Annotated in this window: 17 protein-coding genes; all 17 read left to right on the forward strand. The window is 66.1% G+C overall.

Translation table 11 applies throughout. The features are described 5' to 3' along the window. The first annotated feature begins 114 nt into the window (after positions 1 to 114). The 17 genes from fliF to fliR all read left to right on the forward strand — a co-directional run bounded on the left by fliF (position 115) and on the right by fliR (position 17,789). Positions 115 to 1,761 (forward strand): flagellar basal-body MS-ring/collar protein FliF, encoded by a 1,647-nt coding sequence (fliF, locus tag C7T96_RS08985; protein ID WP_106570857.1) that lies wholly within the window; start codon positions 115 to 117, stop codon positions 1,759 to 1,761. After that, the gene (locus C7T96_RS08990; RefSeq protein ID WP_106570858.1) at positions 1,761 to 2,414 is read left to right on the forward strand and encodes a valine--tRNA ligase; all 654 of its coding nucleotides are present in this window, start codon (positions 1,761 to 1,763) and stop codon (positions 2,412 to 2,414) included. The genes fliF and C7T96_RS08990 overlap by 1 nt, the downstream gene beginning before the upstream one ends. Next, positions 2,411 to 3,697, forward strand: coding sequence for a MotB family protein (locus C7T96_RS08995; RefSeq protein ID WP_106570965.1), 1,287 nt, complete (start codon positions 2,411 to 2,413; stop codon positions 3,695 to 3,697). Before C7T96_RS08990 ends, C7T96_RS08995 begins: the two co-directional genes overlap by 4 nt. Continuing rightward, complete coding sequence (locus C7T96_RS09000) at positions 3,694 to 5,016, forward strand: chemotaxis protein MotC (protein WP_106570859.1); 1,323 nt, start codon at positions 3,694 to 3,696, stop codon at positions 5,014 to 5,016. The genes C7T96_RS08995 and C7T96_RS09000 overlap by 4 nt, the downstream gene beginning before the upstream one ends. Continuing rightward, entirely contained in the window at positions 5,013 to 6,257 is a 1,245-nt protein-coding gene (locus C7T96_RS09005) for a flagellar hook-length control protein FliK (RefSeq protein ID WP_106570860.1), read from the forward strand. Before C7T96_RS09000 ends, C7T96_RS09005 begins: the two co-directional genes overlap by 4 nt. Beyond that, positions 6,202 to 6,759 (forward strand): lytic transglycosylase domain-containing protein, encoded by a 558-nt coding sequence (locus C7T96_RS09010; protein WP_238719949.1) that lies wholly within the window; start codon positions 6,202 to 6,204, stop codon positions 6,757 to 6,759. Before C7T96_RS09005 ends, C7T96_RS09010 begins: the two co-directional genes overlap by 56 nt. Before the next feature lie 190 nt (positions 6,760 to 6,949). Further along, complete coding sequence (locus tag C7T96_RS09015) at positions 6,950 to 7,618, forward strand: response regulator transcription factor (RefSeq protein WP_106570862.1); 669 nt, start codon at positions 6,950 to 6,952, stop codon at positions 7,616 to 7,618. A 143-nt stretch (positions 7,619 to 7,761) separates the two neighbouring features. Further along, a complete protein-coding gene (locus C7T96_RS09020) occupies positions 7,762 to 9,021 on the forward strand; it encodes a flagellar hook protein FlgE (protein ID WP_106570863.1) in 1,260 nt (419 codons plus the stop codon). A 32-nt stretch (positions 9,022 to 9,053) separates the two neighbouring features. Beyond that, complete coding sequence (flgK, locus tag C7T96_RS09025; RefSeq protein WP_106570864.1) at positions 9,054 to 10,505, forward strand: flagellar hook-associated protein FlgK; 1,452 nt, start codon at positions 9,054 to 9,056, stop codon at positions 10,503 to 10,505. 7 nt (positions 10,506 to 10,512) lie between these two features. Further along, a complete protein-coding gene (locus C7T96_RS09030) occupies positions 10,513 to 11,565 on the forward strand; it encodes a flagellar hook-associated family protein (protein ID WP_106570865.1) in 1,053 nt (350 codons plus the stop codon). A gap of 39 nt (positions 11,566 to 11,604) precedes the next feature. Continuing rightward, the gene (flaF, locus tag C7T96_RS09035; RefSeq protein ID WP_106570866.1) at positions 11,605 to 11,952 is read left to right on the forward strand and encodes a flagellar biosynthesis regulator FlaF; all 348 of its coding nucleotides are present in this window, start codon (positions 11,605 to 11,607) and stop codon (positions 11,950 to 11,952) included. Continuing rightward, positions 11,949 to 12,395 (forward strand): flagellar biosynthesis repressor FlbT, encoded by a 447-nt coding sequence (flbT, locus tag C7T96_RS09040; RefSeq protein WP_106570867.1) that lies wholly within the window; start codon positions 11,949 to 11,951, stop codon positions 12,393 to 12,395. The genes flaF and flbT overlap by 4 nt, the downstream gene beginning before the upstream one ends. After that, positions 12,392 to 12,790, forward strand: a complete 399-nt coding sequence (gene flgD / locus C7T96_RS09045) for a flagellar hook assembly protein FlgD (RefSeq protein WP_106570868.1) — start codon at positions 12,392 to 12,394, stop codon at positions 12,788 to 12,790. Before flbT ends, flgD begins: the two co-directional genes overlap by 4 nt. Before the next feature lie 50 nt (positions 12,791 to 12,840). Continuing rightward, on the forward strand, positions 12,841 to 13,107 hold the full coding sequence (gene fliQ, locus C7T96_RS09050) for a flagellar biosynthesis protein FliQ (protein ID WP_106570869.1): 267 nt from the start codon (positions 12,841 to 12,843) through the stop codon (positions 13,105 to 13,107). Positions 13,108 to 13,228: 121 nt separating this feature from the next. Beyond that, a complete protein-coding gene (locus tag C7T96_RS09055; protein WP_106570870.1) occupies positions 13,229 to 14,833 on the forward strand; it encodes a serine hydrolase in 1,605 nt (534 codons plus the stop codon). 116 nt (positions 14,834 to 14,949) lie between these two features. Beyond that, entirely contained in the window at positions 14,950 to 17,046 is a 2,097-nt protein-coding gene (gene flhA / locus C7T96_RS09060; RefSeq protein ID WP_106570871.1) for a flagellar biosynthesis protein FlhA, read from the forward strand. Then, positions 17,046 to 17,789, forward strand: coding sequence for a flagellar biosynthetic protein FliR (gene fliR / locus C7T96_RS09065; RefSeq protein WP_106570966.1), 744 nt, complete (start codon positions 17,046 to 17,048; stop codon positions 17,787 to 17,789). The genes flhA and fliR overlap by 1 nt, the downstream gene beginning before the upstream one ends.

Raw genomic sequence — 17,789 nt, forward strand, 5'->3', positions numbered from 1 at the left:
GCGCCGCACCTGAAACGATCCGGGCCGCGCTCGTCACGAGCGCGGCCCGATTTCATTCTCGCGCAAGCTTCGCGCATTAGTCTTCCCGGGCCATTCACTGCGGGACGACGCGCTTTGCCTGAACAACTCCAGAAAATCGCCGACAATCTCAAGGCGCTGGGCACCCAGCGCCTGATCGTCATGGGCGGCATGGCCGCCCTGGTGATGGCCGTCATCACGGTGGCGTCGCTCTATCTGAACCGACCGGCGATGGAGACGCTCTATGTCGGTCTCGACCGTGGCGACGTCAACCGGATCGGCGTGGTTCTGGGCGAAGCCGGCGTCACCTACGACATCGGCGCAGAGGGGGCTTCGGTCCTGGTGTCGTCCGGCCAGGCCGGCCGCGCCCGCATGATCCTGGCCGAAAAGGGACTGCCGGCCAGCTCCAACGCCGGCTACGAACTGTTCGACAATGTCGGCTCGCTGGGCCTGACCTCCTTCATGCAGGAAGTGACCCGCGTGCGCGCCCTCGAAGGCGAGATCGCCCGCACCATCCAGTCGATCGCCGGCATCAAGTCGGCGCGCGTCCATATCGTCATGGCCGAACAGGCCAATTTCCGCCGCGGCGAGCAGAAGCCGACGGCCTCGGTCGTCATCCGCACCGGCGGCGTCGACGCCACGCGCAGCGCCAATTCGATCCGCCATCTCGTCTCCGCCGCCGTGCCCGGCCTGACCGCCGACAACGTGACCGTGCTCGACGCGGACGGTTCGCTGCTGGCCGCCGGCGAGGATCCGACCACCAGTTCCCTCAATCAGTCGATCTCGATCCAAAGGACGGTCGAAAGCCAGATCGCCGACAACATCTACCGCGCGCTGTCGCCCTATCTCGGACACGAGAATTTCCGCGCCAGCGTCAAGGCGGTGGTCAACACCGACAGCCGCCAGATCGAGGAGACGATTTTCGATCCCGATTCGCGGGTCGAGCGCTCGATACAGATCATCCGCGAAAACGACAATTCCAACAAAAGCACCGCCGCCGCGCCGGCATCCGTCGAGCAGAACCTGCCCGACGAGGACACGGGCGGCGCCACGACACCGCAATCGAGCGAAGAGCGCGAGCGCAAGGAGGAAATCACCAATTACGAGCTGAATTCCAAGCGCATCGCCACGGTCAGCAACGGCTATTCGATCTCGCGGCTCTCGATCGCGGTGGTGGTCAATCGCGAGCGGCTGGCCACCGTACTCGGCGAGGGCGCGACCCCGGAAATGGTCGAGGCCCGTGTGGCCGAAATCCAGCAGGTGGTGTCGACCGCCGCCGGCCTTGACGAGGAACGCGGCGACAAGATCAACGTCACCGCCCTTTCCTTCGTCGACGCCATGGAGGCCGAAGCCGCCGCCGCGCCCGGCTATCTGGAGATCGCCGCGCACTATACCGGGTCGATGGTGAACGCACTCGCCTTCATCGTCGTCGCCTTCCTGGTGTCCTGGTTCGGCCTGCGTCCGCTGGCCGGCATGCTGACCAAGAAAGAGGACGGCGAAGCACCGAATTTCGAGGACCTGCAGCTTTCCATCGGTTCGCCGCTCGACAATATCGCCCTGCCCGACCCGCTGGCGGAGATGGCGCCGAACGAAAACGACGTCATGGAAGAACTGAAGATGCGGCTGCGGCCCGCGCCGCAGGAACGGCTCGCGCAAATGGTGGACCTCAACGAGGAACGCACGGCCGCGATCCTGCGTAAATGGACCCAGGGCGAGAGCGTCGGCGAGGCGATGGCGGGCTGATGGCGCACCTGTCGCTCGCGGATATGCTGGTCGATTTCGGCAAGCGGGACGAGCCCGCGCCTTTCCAGGTTTCGATGCCGGACTTCGACATGCCGCTGGTCATGCAGCCGGCCGCGCCCGAAACGGACCCGCCGGATGTCGACGCCCTGATCGCCGAGGCGGTCGACAAGGCGGTCGACAAGGCGGTGGCCGACGCCACCGCGCGGCTGGAGGCCGACCATGCCGCGGCGCTGGAGGCCGAGCGCGAAAAGCACACCGCCGAGGTCGCCGCGCTTCAGGCCGGCATCGGCGAGGAATTGGGAACCGCAATCCGGCAGCGTTTCGAGGCCGCCGAAAAGCGGGTGCTGGACCTGACCGCCGAGGTGGTGACGCGCGTTCTGGGGCCGGTTCTGGCCGAGGATCTGCAACAACGCTCCGTGGCGCGGCTGGCCGAAATCATCAGCGCCGCCCTGCGCGACGCCGAGACGACCAAGATCCGGGTCCATGGACCGATGTCGCTTTACCAGGCGCTGGAAACTGCGCTCGGCGAGCAGGCGAGCCTGCTCGAATTCACCGAATCGAACGGGCTCGACCTTTCCGTCGCACTCGACGGCAGTGTCTATGAGACGCGGCTTTCGGAATGGTCGATCTCGGCGGCAAAGGTGCTGGCATGACCACCGACAAGTCCGATCACCCGCACGAGATCATCATCGTCAAGCACGCCCGCGGCGACGATCACGACGGCCATCACGGCGGCGTCTGGAAAATCGCCTTCGCCGACTTCATGACCGCTTTGATGTGTTTCTTCCTGGTCATGTGGCTGATCAACGCCGCCAACGAGGAAACCAAGGTCTCGGTCGCCAGCTATTTCAACCCGATCAAGCTGGTCGATCGCAATTCGAGCCGGCGCGGCCTCGACGACGCCGGCTCCGGACCGCAGAAGGAACAGGGGTCCGACAGCGACGAGGAGTCCGACAAATCCACCAAGTCGGAAGGCCCCTCGGCCAGCGGAACCGGCGACGAGCGCAGCGCCAGGGCCGGCGACAGCACCGATTCGGCGTCGGACGAGCATCTGTTTTCCGACCCCTACGCCGTGTTGGCCGAAATCGCCGCCGAATCCGGTGAACTGCAGAACCTGAGCGCCAAGGGCGACGGCGGCTCCGACACGGCCGGCGCGGCCACCGGCGCCTCGGGCGGCGAATCCTACCGCGATCCGTTCGCGCCCGATTTCTGGTCCAAGCAGGTCGAACAGGACGATCCCGGCGAGCCGGATCTGTTCGAGACGCCGCAGGTCGAGACCGCGACCGACGGCGCCGACCCGCGCGCCAGCATCCGCCACCAGGAATTCGAGGACGATCCGTTCGCGCCCACCGTCGAGAAAAAACCCGACGAAAACCCCGATGCCGGCGCGCAGAACGAAACCGCCGGCGCGGCTGCCGACGAAGGCGACAAGACCGAGGACGCCAAGGCCGAAGCCGAACAACCCGACGCCGCCGCACTGGCGGAAGCCAAGGCGATCAGCGAGGAACTGGCCGAGGCCTTCGGCACCGGCGAGAAGATCTATGACGGCATTTCGGTGACTCCGACGGAGCGCGGCGTGATGGTGTCGCTGACCGACCAGCTCGACTACGGCATGTACGAGATCGGCTCCGCCGTTCCGCGCCGCGACCTGGTGCTGGCGATGGAAAAGGTCGCCGCGGTGCTGAGCACGCACAAGGGCGCGATCGCGATCAACGGCCACACCGACGGCAGGCCGTTCCGCAGCAAGGATTACGACAATTGGCGGCTTTCGACCGCCCGTGCCCACTCCGCCTATTACATGCTGGTGCGCGGCGGCCTCGACGAAAGGCGGATTCGCGAAGTCACCGGGTATGCCGACCGCCAGCTCAAGGTGCCCGACGATCCGTTCGACGACCGCAACCGGCGTATCGAAATCGTCCTGGAGACGAAAGGGTGATCGCCCGCCTGGTTCTGCTCGGCGCGCTGATCGCGACAGGTCCGGCAACCGCGATCGCCCAAGGCGCTGCGATGGCGCCGTTCAAGGTGGTCCGGTCGCTGCAACTGGTGCAGGACCGTCTGGCACGCGGCGATCATGCCGCCCTGCCCATGCAGCGCAAGCTGCTCGAGCTCACCGACGAGCGCTTCCGGGCCGTGACCCGCAAGGAATTCGAAGACCGCCGCAACTTCACCGCGCTGATGGTCTACGCGATGAGCGGCGGCAATCCGGCCACGCTCGACGTGGTGCTGTCGCGCACCATGCCGGCCGGCACCGACCGCGCGCTCGGGCTGGGCGTTCTGGCCTATATGCGCGGCCAGTTGCCGAAGGCCGCCCAGGCGCTGGCCGATATCGACCCGATGGCGCTCGACCCCGAGGTTGGCGCCTATCTGGCGCTGGTGAAGGGCTCGATCGTCGCGCTCAGCCAGCCGGGCAAGGCTCTGGGTTTCATGGACCAGGCGCGGCTGCTCGCGCCCGGCACGCTGGTCGAGGAGGCCGCGCTGCGGCGCTCGCTGCCGGCCTGCATCACGCTCAACCAGCCCGAGCGCTTCATGACGGTGGCCGAGCAATATACGCGCCGCTTCCTGCGCTCGCCCTATGCCAGCGAATTCGCCGACGCCTTCGTCGAGGGTCTCGTCGCCTTTCATGACCGCATCGGCACGCGGGAGATCGACCGCATCGTGTCGCTGATGCGCCCCGCCCAGCAGGAGGCGATCTATCTGCGGTTGGCGCGCCGCAGCACCATCAAGGGACAGACAGAACGGTCCGCCTTCGCCTCCACCAGGGCGCGCGAGGTGGCCCGCAAGACCGACGAGCCGGAAGACCCGCGCGCGGTGCTCTACGCCGCCCTTGCCTCGATCACCTCGGAAAACGCCCGCGATGTCGTGGCGACCCTCGAAAAGGTCGATCCGGCCGCCCTGTCGCCGCGCGACCGGCGTCTTTTCCAGGCCGCGCGCGCGATCGCGGCCGAGATGCTGGCCCCGCCGGCGGCACCGGCGGGGCCAGCGCCCGACGCGCAAGCACCCGGACCCGCGCCGCGGCTCGTGGCCCCGGCCGAGCCGCCCGCCGAGGCCGCTGTCGCGCCGCTGCCCGAACCGACCGCCGAACCGACGGTGCCGGCCACGGACGAACCCGGCCCGGCGGCGACCGAGACCGCCGCCGCACCCGGCGAAGACGACGAGGCCTACCGGCAAGGCTCCGAACTCGTCACCTCGGTGCGCGAAAAACTCGAGGCCATCGACCGCATGCTGGAAGAACAACAAGAGGTGGAACGCCCATGACAGAAATTTCCGGCCCGGCCGCCGCCCTGCCGCTGGCCAATGCGCGTCTCGCGCGCCGCGACGGGGAGCCGCAGGACGACGCCTTTTCCGGCATCCTGCAGCGCGGGCCCAACAAAGCGCCCAAGCCCGGCAACGACCCGGAAGAGCCAGCAGCACGCCGCTTGGCCGACCCGGACGACACGGCCGCGGACAAACGCCAGCCGGCCGGAAATGCCCGCGCCGAGGACGCGCAGCGCCGCGAACTTTTGCCGGCACCTGTCGAGGGTCCGTTCGCCCTGCTGCGTCATCCGGGCCTTGCCCTGCGCGCGGCCGCCGCCGGCGAGCACCAGGACGACACGACCGCGCCCGAGGAAAAACCGGCCGAAGACCAACCGGTCGGCGAGGGCGCCGAGCCGGCCGCGATTGTGCCGCCAGTGCCCTTGGCCACGGCCGAGGCGCCCCGTCGCACCGGCGGTCCGGGCCTCGCCGGACAGGCTGCGCCAAACGCGGGCGGCGACGACCGCAGGGCGCCTTCCACGCAAATGCGCCTCGGCGAGACCGTGCCGGCCGAGAGCGGAGAGGACGCGCCGCGCGCCGACCAGCCGCGCGCGGCCGCGCAGGAAACCGGCCCGGCCGGCCGGGCCGCGACACCGATGGCCGGCGAGCCGGCCGAGCCGCTGCCGATCAAGATCAAGGTGCTCGCCGAGACCAGCCATATCGGCCTCGGTCCCGCCCAGCCGGGCGAAACCGTCTCCGCGCTGGCGAAATCGATCGCCGCCGACCGCGGCATGAGCGAATTTGCGCGCGCCGCCGCCAGCCCCCCGGATACGCCCGGAGTCAAGTGGCAGGCGCCGGTCCGCGATCTCACGATTCAGCTTCAGCCGCTATCCCTGGGGACGGTGAACGCGCGCCTGCGCACCCAGGGAGAACAACTTACGGTAGAAATTCGCGTCGACAATGCCGAGGCGTTTCAGCGGCTTTCGGCCGAGCGCGACGCCCTGACGACCTCTTTGCGCGGCCTCGGCTTCAAGGTCGACGACGTCTCGATCGTCCAGCAGCCCGCCTCCGCCCAGACGGCGCAGGCCGGCCTTTCGGCACGCGACGGCAACGGCTCGCCAGGATTTTCGCCCGGCGCGCGCGAGCAAAACGAAAACCGCTCCCAGACGGGCGATCAGTCAAGGCACGACAGGCAAGAAGGTGGCTCGAATGCGGATGCGCGCACTGGCGATTCCGGTTCTGCTTCTGGCGGCATTTACATCTGAACCGGCGGCGGCGAACCCCTGCGAGGGCGAGATCCTGCGCGCGGCCGAAAAATACGGCGTGCCCGCCGGCATACTATATGCTGTGGGCCTGACGGAAACCGGACGCAAGGGAAGCCTTCAACCCTTTGCGCTGAACATCGAGGGGCGGGCTGTCTTCGCCCATGACAAGGCGACGGCGATCCGTGCCTTCACCAAGGCGCGATCGGAGGGCGCCACGCTGATCGATCTCGGCTGCATGCAGATCAACCATTATTATCATCGCGACCGCTTCTCCGGCGTGGCGGACATGCTCGACCCGCGCCGCAATGTCGACTACGCCGCCCGGTTTCTGGCCAGGCTGAAAAAGCGCCACACGAGCTGGTCGATGGCCGTGGCGCGGTATCATGCCGGTCCCGACAATGACCCCGCGCAAAAGCGCTATGTGTGTCGCGTGATCCAAAACATGGTTGCAACCGGGTTCGGCCGCTGGACCGCAAACGCACGCGCATTCTGCAATCAATAAGTGCATGACACTGCAGAATTCCGGCACCGCAAACGCCGGCCGCCTCTGTGGACAAACTGTGGACAAGCCTGTGAAGCGCGGCACCAGAATCCCAAATTGATACATACAAGAAATCACAGTTGCCGGTGATTCCCGCCACCGGTTACGCCTTTGTCCGGCGAACCATGAAACTGATTCGGAGGGCGGGCCGATGATTGTGATTGTGGATGAGCGTGATCGAGTAAAAGAGGGATATTCTTCGCTTTTCGGTAGAGAAGGTGTCCCCAGCGCTGGCTTTTGCGCCAGCGAGTTCGGCGAATGGGTATCGACGGCGGCCGAGGACGACCTCAAGGCGGTCGGCGCGTTCCTGATCGGCGAATGCGACAGCCATCCTGTCTCACCACGGGCCTTGCGCGAACGCAGCGGGGCTCCGGTGATCGCGCTCAGCGATCATCATTCGTTGGAAAACACGTTGCGGCTGTTCGAGCTCGGCGTCGACGACGTCGTTCGCAAGCCCGTGCATATTCGCGAAATCCTGGCTCGGATCGCGGCGATCCGCCGGCGGGCGCAGGACGAGGCGGCCCACACCGAGATCGGCAAGCTGCGCATCTACACCAACGGCAAGGATCCCGAGATCGACGGCACGCCGTTGCCATTGCCGCGCCGTGAGCGACGCATTCTCGAATATCTTGCCAGCAATCGCGGGCGGCGGGTGACGAAAACCCAGCTTTTCAACGCGATTTACGGAATTTTCGACGACGAGGTCGAGGAAAACGTCGTCGAAAGCCATGTCAGCAAGCTGCGCAAGAAATTGCGAGAGCGGATCGGCACCGATCCGATCGATTCAAAGCGTTTCCTCGGATATCGGCTGAACGTGTGACCGGGTCGGCCCCGGCCGCCGCACGGCGGCAAAGGCAGCCCCCGGCACCGACCTTGGCCAGGCCTTTGTGCCCAAGACAGTTTCGCGCAAGTCAGGAACGATAGCCTGTCAGGAAGCGGTGCTGACCACGAGGAGAAGTTGCAATGAGCCTTTACGGGATGATGCGGACCGGCGTATCCGGAATGCAGGGCCAATCCAACCGGCTCGGCACGGTCGCCGACAACATCGCCAACGCCAACACCAACGGCTATAAGAAATCGATGACGGAGTTCTCCACCCTGGTGATCGCCAGCGGTGAAGGCAGCTATTCCTCCGGCGGCGTGGTGTCGAACGTCCGCTCGGCCGTCTCGCGCCAGGGCGTCATCCAGTACACGCCGTCGGCAACCGACCTTGCCCTTTACGGCAACGGCTTCTTCGTGGTGCAGGATACCGCCGGCCAACCCTTCCTGACGCGCGCCGGCTCCTTCGTGCCCGACGACGAGGGCCGTCTGGTCAACGCGGCCGGCTTCTACCTGATGGGCTACAGTTTCGAAAACGGCACGCCGACCCCGGTCAGCAATTCCTTCGCCGGGCTCGAGCCGATCCAGGTTCTTCAGCAGGCGCTGACCGCCATTCCGAGCACGTTCGGGCGTTTCTCGGCCAACCTGCCGGCCGGCGCCGCGGTCGTGCCCGCCGCAGACCTCCCCTCCACCAACGCGCCGGGCGCGACATTCACCAACAAGACCTCGATGGTCACCTATGACAGCCTCGGCGGCGAGGTCCTGCTCGACATCTATTTCACCAAGACGGCGGCGAACGAATGGGAGGTGGCCGTCTACAATCAGGCCGACGGCGCCCCGACGACCGGCTTCCCCTATGCCACGGGTCCGCTGGCGACCGAGACGCTCACCTTCGACGGCACGACCGGCCAGCTTGCCACCGCCAGCGCCGACGATATCCAGATCCCGATCCCGGGCGGAGAAACGCTCGACCTCGACTTTTCCACGCTCAGCCAGTTGTCGGCCGGCTACATTCCCGGCGACTCCAACGTCAATGGCAGCGCGGCCAGCGCCATGAAGGAAGTCAAGATCGACGGCGACGGCACGGTCTACGCCCAGTACGAAAACGGCACGCTGCAGGAGCTCTACCGGATCCCGCTCGCCAATGTCCGCAGCCCCGACCGGCTGAATGTCGAGAGCGGCAATGTCTACAGCCAGAGCACCTCCTCGGGCGACGTCTTTCTCGGCTTCGCCGGCGAAGGCGGCTTCGGGGCGGTGCGCTCGGGCGCGCTGGAAGCCTCCAATGTCGATATCGGCGAGGAACTGACCGCGATGATCGAATCGCAGCGCAGCTACACCGCCAATTCCAAGGTTTTCCAGACCGGCTCCGAGCTGATGGACATTTTGGTTAACCTTAAGAGGTAGTCTGGCGTGTCTTTGTCGGAAAGAGCTTTGGAATGTCGCTGACGACTGCTCTCGGGATCGCGCAGAACGCGCTGCTGACGACGGCGCGGCGGACCAGCATCGTCTCGCAAAACGTCACCAATGCCTCCAATCCCGACTATTCTCGCCGCTCCGCCGTTCTGTCGAGCGACGCGCCCGGCGTTCGCGTCGCCGAGATCCGGCGCGCGGCGGCCGAGGCCCTTTTCCGGCAGAACCTGGCCGCCTCCTCGTCCTGGGAAGCACAAAAGCAGTTGCTTGCCGGCCTCGACACGCTCGCGATTTCGGTCAACGGCGCCGACAATGCCGCCTCTCCCGCAACCGCGCTCGGCAAGCTTCAGGAAGCCCTGCAGCTCTATGCGACCAGCCCGTCGAGCGCCACCGTAGCCGAGGGGGCGCTCGACGCCGCGCGTCAGTTCGTCCATTCGCTCAACAATGGCAGCGCCCAGATCCAGACGTTCCGCACCAATATGGATGTGGAAATCGGGCTCGCGGTCAACGACCTCAACAGCCTGCTCGCCGATTTCGAGATTGCCAACAAATCGGTGATCGCCGCCCGCGCGACCGGGCGCGACACCTCCGACGCGCTCGATCAGCGCGATGCGATCCTCAAGCAGATATCCGACCATATTCCCGTCTCGACCTTCTCGCGCGCCAACGACGACATGGTCATCACCACCGCCGACGGCGCCACCTTGTTCGAGACCAGGCCGCGCGCCGTGTCTTTCGAGAGCACCACCGCCTTCGCGCCGGGCATCAGCGGCAAATCCGTCTACATAGACGGCGTTCCGTTGCGGCCCGACAAGAACGGCGCGGTTTCGGGACGGCTTGCCAGCGTCGTCGCCCTGCGCGACGACGTCGCCACGACCTTGCAGACGCAGCTCGACGAGATCGCGCGCGGCGCCATCGCCGCATTCGCCGAGACCGACCGCACCGGCGCGGGCGCGCCCCCGCTTGCCGGGCTGTTCACATGGGCCGGCGGCCCGGCCCTGCCGCCGGCAGGGACAACCACCACGGGGCTGGCCTATTCGATCTCCCTCAATCCGGCGTTCGATTCCGACGTCGGCGGCAACCCGGCCCTGTTGCGCGACGGCGGCGCCAACGGAGCCGCCTATGTCGCCAATCCGGGCGGCGCCTCCTACGCCGACCTTCTGATCGACTACGGCGACCGGCTCGGCGACCCGATCGCCTTCGATCCCGCCGCCGGGCTCGCCACCAATGTCAGCGTCACGGAATTCGCCAGCGGCGCGATCGGCTGGATCGAGGCAAGTCGCCAGACCGCCTCGAATGCCGAAATGACGACAAGCGCCCTGAAAGTGAGGACCGCCGAAGCGCTGTCGAACGAAACCGGCGTCAATATCGACGTCGAGATGTCGCTTCTGCTCGATCTCGAACACGCCTACGAGGCGTCGGCCCGGTTGATCCGCACCGTCGACCAGATGATGGCGACCCTGTTGGACGTGGTGTGAGGCAGCCGTGAAAGTTTCCTACGTCTCCTCCCAGGCAATTTCCCAGGCGCTCAGGCACTCTTTGCTGCGGATGCAAAGTGAACTCGTGAGCGGCCAGAAGGAGGCCCAGTCGGGCAAGGTCGCCGATGTCGGCCTGGCGCTCGGCATCCGCACCGGACAGGCGGTGTCGCTGGCGCGGGACGTCGGTCGGCTCGAATCGATCGTCAGCTCCAACACGCTGGTGTCGTCGCGTCTCGCCGCGACCCAGGATTCGCTGAGCCGGATTTCGGAAGCGGGGTCGACCTTCCTGTCCGCGCTGACCGCGGCCGTCTCGGGCGATTCCAATCCGGCCACCACCCGGCAGGCGGGTGTGGTCATGGGCGAAGCGCTGACCGGGATCGTCAATTCCAGTTTCAACGGCGAGCATCTGTTCGCCGGCGTCAATACCGACGTGCTGCCGCTCGCGGACTATCGCGCCGATCCGCCCTCGGCCGCCAAGACCGCCTTCGACGCGGCGTTCCTGGCGCATTTCGGCTTTGCCCAGGACGATCCCGCCGCCACCGCTCTCGACGGCCCCGCCATCAAGGCCTTCCTGGACGGGCCCGCCGCAGCGGAATTTCTCGGCGCGGGCTGGGAGGCCAACTGGTCGAGCGCCACCGATCAGGGGATATCGACGCGTATCGCGCTCAACGAAACCGTGGAGACGTCCGTCAGCGCCAATATCGACGGCATACGCAAACTCGCCATGGCCGCCACGATTGTCGACGATCTCTATTCGAGCGCTTTGAACGAAGGCGCTCTGGTGGCCGTCGCCGAGACCGCAACCTACCTGGTCACCGAGGCGATGGGCGACATCGCCCAGGTGCAGGCCGCCACCGGCTTCACCGAACAGCGCATCAAGAGCGCCAGCGAGCACCTGTCCATGCAGGTCGATATCTTCAACGGCTTCCTGAACGACATGCAGGGCGTGGACCCGTTCGAGGCGGCCACGCGCGTCAACGCGCTGATCAGCCAGATCGAAACCTCCTACGCGCTGACCGCGCGCATCCAGCAACTGAGTCTGACGAGGCTGTTGTCCTAATCCGGCGCCACGACGGCAGAAAGTGAACACGGAAAGAAGATGTATCAGTTTTCATACGCCGACATCCAATCCGACTCGGCCGCGGATGCGAAGGACCGCGAACGGCAATTGCTGACCCGATCGATCGACCTACTGATCGCCGCGCGTGACGCGGGCGCCGGCTCGATGCAGGCGGTCGAGGCGGTCCATTTCCTCAACCGGCTGTGGACGGCTTTCGTGGAGGATCTCGGCAGTCCCGAAAACGGCCTGCCCTCCGAGTTGCGTGCCAATCTGATTTCGATCGGCCTGTGGCTGCTGCGCGAGGCCGAAGCGATTCGCCAGGGCGAAGCCGAGAATTTCGACGGGCTGATCGAAGTCTCCCAGATCATCAGGGACGGCATCCAATGAAGGGCAAGCTGCGGATATCGCTCAAGGCCAACGAGAAGATCTACATCAACGGCGCGGTGGTGAAGGTCGACCGCAAGACCTCGATCGAGTTCCTCAACGACGTGCAGTTTCTGCTCGAAACCCATGTCATGCTGCCCGAGAACGCGTCCACGCCGCTGCGCCAGCTCTATTTCATCATCCAGGTCATCTTGATGAATCCGAAGGATTCGAACGATGCGCGCGACATGTTCCGCCGGTCGCTGCCGCTGCTTCTGGCCAGCTTCACCAGCGAACAGATCCGCGCGACGCTGAAACAGATCGACAGGCTGGTCGCCGAGGAACACACTTACGAGGCGCTGAAAATGCTGCGCGGCCTGTTTCCGCTCGAGGCGGCCATTCTGGCCGAAAGCGATACCGCCCACAAACCGATCGAAAACCTGGCGCTGGAGGCGCTTGCATCATGACCGTAACCAGCGCGACATCCGCACCGCCGGCCACGACGCCGCAATCCGACGCCAAACGCTCCAACACGGTCGACTATGATTCCTTCCTGAAGCTGCTGGTCACGCAGATGAAGAACCAGGACCCGACCAAGCCGATGGAATCCACCGACTATATCGCCCAACTGGCGACATTCTCGCAGGTCGAGCAGACCGTGCAGACCAACAGCAAGATCGACCAGCTCATGCAGATGTCGCTGCTCGGTCAGGCCGACGCCATTATCGGACGCACCGTCACCTCGGCCGACGGCGCGGTCTCCGGCCAGGTCGCCGAAGTGCGCATCGGCAGCGCCGGTCTGATCGCCGTCTTGGCGGACGGAACCGAATTTCCGGTCGAAGCGGGCATGACCGTCAGCTAGGGTGGCGCCTTGGCCCGACGTTCCCTTTCGGCCGGCGGATTCGAAAACCCATGAACGAAGCCGACGCTCTCGATATCGTCCAATTCGCCATCTGGACCGTGCTGATGGCATCCGGCCCGGCCGTGATCGTGGCCATGCTCGTCGGCGTCTCGATCGCCCTGATCCAGGCGCTGACGCAGATCCAGGAAATCACGCTCACCTTCGTCCCGAAGATCATCGCCATCCTGCTTGCCGTCGCCTTTTCCGGGCCGTTCGTGGGGGCGCAGATCTCTTCCTTCACCAACGTCATCTTCCAGCGCATCCAGGGCGGGTTCTGATCGCGCCGCGATCCGCCCGCCAGGGCCGACACGGCGCGTAACGCTGAGCCTGCCCCGCTTGCGGGCCCGCACCCTTGCCCATTGCGGCGTCTGCCGTTCGACAGAAAGGAAATTCGTGTTGATGCTCAAAACCATCGCGATCCGCGCGGCGGGCCTCGCCACCGCGCTCACGCTCCTGTCGGCGCCCGCACAGGCCGAACACGACGACGCGGCGGGCGCCCGGCCCGCGCCCTCGCCCGCCCAGGAGGTCGCGATCGAGACCACCCGGACCGAGATCGACGCCGCCATAGCCGGGCTTGACGACCTGGCCGCCGACATTCTGCGCCGCTCGGCCGTTCCCGGTCTGGCGATCGCGGTGGTGCACGCAGGCGAGACCGTTTACGCCAAGGGGTTCGGGGTGCGCTCGCGCGCCGAGGGCGGGCCGGTCGACGCCGACACGGTGTTCCTGCTGGCCTCGCTGTCCAAGCCGATCGGCGCCACCGTCGTCGCGCATCAGGTCGCGCGCGGCGTGGTCGGCTGGGACACGCCCGTCCAGACGCACCTGCCCTGGTTCCGGCTGGCCGATCCCTGGGTATCGGCACATGTCACGATCGGCGACCTTTACGCGCATCGCGCAGGCCTGCCCGACCATGCCGGCGACGATCTGGAAGACATCGGTTATGGCCGCAAGGCGATCCTGGAGCGCCTCCATCTGCTGACGCAGGCCGCCTTCCGCGACAGCTACGCCTACACCAATTTCGGCCTGACGGCGGCGGCCGAAGCCGTGGCCGCGGCTGCCGGCAAGTCCTGGGAAGAGCTCTCGGCGCAGGCGATCTACCGCCCGTTGGGCATGACGGCGACCAGTTCGCGCCACGGCGACTATCGCGCCCGCGTCAACCGCGCCGCCTCGCACATCCCCGGCCCCGACGGGTACGAGGTCGCGGACCTGCGCCAGCCGGACGCGCAATCCCCGGCCGGCGGGGTCAGCTCGAGCGCCAACGACATGGCCAGATGGATGACCATGGTCCTCGGCGGCGGCACGTTCGACGGCCGCGAGATCATCGCGCCCGCCGCGCTGGCGCCGGCCGTCAGCCCGCAGATCCTGCCCTCGCCGCCGCATGCGCTCGACGCGCGCGCCGGCCAATACGGCTTCGGCTTCAATGTCGGCGTGCGCGCCAGCGGCCGCGTCGTCTTCAGCCACTCGGGCGCCTTCGCGCTGGGCGCGGCCACCGCCGTCACGCTGATCCCCGGCCTCGATCTCGGCATCGTGGTGCTGACCAACGCACCGCCCGTCGGCGCAGCCGAGGCGATCGCGGCCAGCTTCGCCGACATGGTCGAATTCGGCGAGGTCGGCCGCGACTGGTTCGACGGCTATCGGACACGCCTGGCGCCGCTGACGGCACCGGCGGGCGAACTCGCCGGCCGCAAGGCGCCCGCCGGCGCACGCCCGGCGCAGCCGCTGGAAGCCTATCGGGGCACATACGAGAACGCCTATTACGGAGCGGCCACCATCACCGTCGACGACGGCCGCCTGCAGCTTGCCGTCGGCCCCGCCGGCATCGCCTTTGCGATGACGCCGTGGGAGGGAGACAGTTTCATCGTCGAACCCTTCAACGAGAACCAGCCGAAGGGTTCTGTGTCCAAGGTCACGTTCGACATGGCGGACGGCGCGGCGAGCGCGGTGCGCATCGAACATCTCGACGCCTATCGCGACGGCGTCTTCACGCGGGTTGCGACTGAGCGGTAGACCCTACGCGGCCGGCGGTCGCGCCGGCGGCCGGCCGCGCCGCAAAACTCATCCTCGCGCAAGCTTGGGGTCCTAGTCTGCGACCTTCAAATCAGGCGCGGAGATAGCAAACAGACATGGCGGCAGGCCCGACCACATACACGCCCGTCCCGGCGGCCTCCGCCCGCAACGGCCGCGACGTCTTCTTCGCGATCGGCATCATCACCATCCTGTCGGTCCTGTTCCTGCCGATCCCCTCCTTCATGATCGATATCGGGCTGGCGTTTTCGATCGCCATCTCCGTCCTGATCCTGATGGTGGCGCTGTGGATCCAGCGGCCGCTCGATTTCTCCTCCTTCCCGACGATCCTGCTGATCGCCACCATGCTGCGGCTGGCGCTCAACATCGCCACCACACGCGTCATCCTCGCCCACGGCAACGAGGGCACCAACGCGGCCGGCTACGTGATCGGCGGGTTTTCCAACCTGGTCATGGCCGGCGATTTCGTCATCGGCCTGATCGTGTTCCTGATCCTGATCGTGGTGAACTTCATCGTCATCACCAAGGGCGCCACCCGCATCGCGGAGGTCGGCGCCCGTTTCACCCTCGACGCCATTCCCGGCAAGCAGATGTCGATCGACGCCGACCTTTCCGCCGGCATGATCAACGACAAGGAAGCCCAGGCGCGCCGGCGCGAGCTCGAGGAGGAAAGCTCGTTTTTCGGCTCCATGGACGGCGCCTCGAAATTCGTTCGCGGCGACGCGATCGCCGGCCTGATCATCACCGGCGTCAACATCGTCGGCGGCGTGGCGATCGGCTATGGCCGCCACGACATGAATCTCGGCCAGGCCGCCGACGTGTTCGTCAAGCTGTCGGTCGGCGACGGCCTCGTCACCCAGATTCCGGCGCTGATCGTCTCGCTGGCCGCCGGCCTGCTGGTCTCCAAGGGCGGCACGCGCGGATCCGCCAACCAGGCCGTCTTCGGCCAGCTCACCGCCTATCCGCGCGCCCTGCAGGTGGCGGCGCTGCTGCTGGCGGTTCTGGCTTTTCTGCCCGGCCTTCCCTTCCTGCCCTTTGTCGGGCTGGCGCTGGTGATGGCCGGCATCGGCTACGCGATACCGCTGCGCCAGAACCGTCGCGCCGCGGCCGAGGCCGAGGACGAGAAGCAGCGTCAGCAAGCGATCGAGGCGGAGGACAAGAACTCGATCAAATCGTCGCTGAGGACGCCGGAAATCGAGCTCCTGATCGGCAAGCAGCTTTCCGCCCGCATGCTCGCCTCGCATCAGGAACTCGCCTTCCGCATGGGCAAGATGCGCAAGAAATTCGCCCTCGACTACGGCTTCGTCGTGCCGGAAGTGCGCCTGACCGACGATTTCGCCATCCCGCCGAAGAGCTACCAGATCAAGATCCACGGCACGGTGGTGGCGGAATACCAGATGCGCGTCGGCGAGGTGATGGTGCTTCTGGGCGGCAACGAGCCACCGGACATGCCCGGCGAGGAGGTGCGCGAGCCGGCCTTCGGCATGCGCGCCTATTCCGTGCCCGAAACCTTCTCCGAAGAGTTGAAGCGCGACAATTTCGCGGTCGCCGACAATCTCTCGGTCTTGCTCACCCATCTCTCCGAGGTGATCCGCAACAACCTGCCGCAGCTCCTGTCCTACAAGGACATGAAGACGCTGATCGAGCGCCTCGATCCGGAATACAAGAAGCTGGCCGAGGAAATCTGCACCAGCCACATCTCCTATCCGGGCTTGCAGGCGGTGTTGAAGCTGCTGCTGGCCGAGCGCGTCTCGATCCGCAATCTGCATCTGATCATCGAGGCGATCGCCGAGATCGCCCCGCATGTGCGGCGCACCGAACAGATCGTCGAACACGTGCGCATCCGCATGTCGCAGCAGATCTGCGGCGACCTGTCCGAAGCCGGGACGCTGAAGGTGCTGCGGCTCGGCAATCGCTGGGATCTCGCCTTCCACCAGGCGCTCAAGCGCGACCAGAAGGGCGAGGTGCGCGAATTCGACATCGACCCCCGCCTGCTGGAGGAATTCGGCCAGGAGGCGAGCAAGGTGATCCGCCAGCATTTCGACGCCGGCGAGCGCTTCGCGCTGGTCACCGCGCCCGACGCCCGGCCCTATGTGCGCATGATCATCGAACGCCTGTTCTCGACGCTGCCCGTCCTGTCGCATGTCGAGATCGCCAAGGGCGTCGAGATCAAGGTGCTCGGCTCGCTGTCGTGATCACCGACCAGATCGTCATCACGGCGTTTCTGGCCTTTTGCCGCATAGGCGCCTGTTTCATGCTCATGCCCGGCCTGTCGAGCGTGCGCGTGCCCATGCAGATCCGGCTGTTCGTCGCGATCGCGGCGACCTTCGCGCTTCTGATCCATCTTTGGGACAGCCTGCTTCCCTACGCCAGCCGCGCGCCGGACGTCCTGGCCCAACTGATCGTGTCGGAACTTTTGACCGGCGCGCTGATCGGGCTGGTGACCCGGCTCTACATTCTCGCGCTGCAATTCGTCGGGTCGGCCATCGCCATGCTGTCGGGTTACGGCAATATGGTGGCCTCCGGCATCGAGGAGGCCGAACCGCAGGCCGCCGTGACCAATCTGATCACGCTTTCGGCGCTGCTTTTGCTGTTCATCTTCAATTTCCACCACGAAATCATCAAGGCCCTGGTCAATTCCTACGAGGTCGCCCCGCCGAACCTGCTGTTCAATCCCCGCTCCGCGCTCACCGACATGGTCGACGTGCTGGCCGAGGCGTTCCTGGTCATGATCCAGCTCGGCAGCCCGTTCATCGCCTACGGCATCATCGTCAATCTCGCCATCGGCTTCGTGAACAAGCTCACGCCCCAGATTCCGATCTACTTCATCTCGCTGCCCTTCGTGCTGGCCGGCGGCATCCTGCTTCTTTATCTCGGCATCGGACCGTTGCTGCGCCTGTTCGCGGACGGGTTCGTGCCGATCACGATCGGTCGCTAG

The organism is Nitratireductor sp. StC3 (assembly GCF_003015025.1).
GTDB lineage: Bacteria > Pseudomonadota > Alphaproteobacteria > Rhizobiales > Rhizobiaceae > Mangrovimarina > Mangrovimarina alexandrii.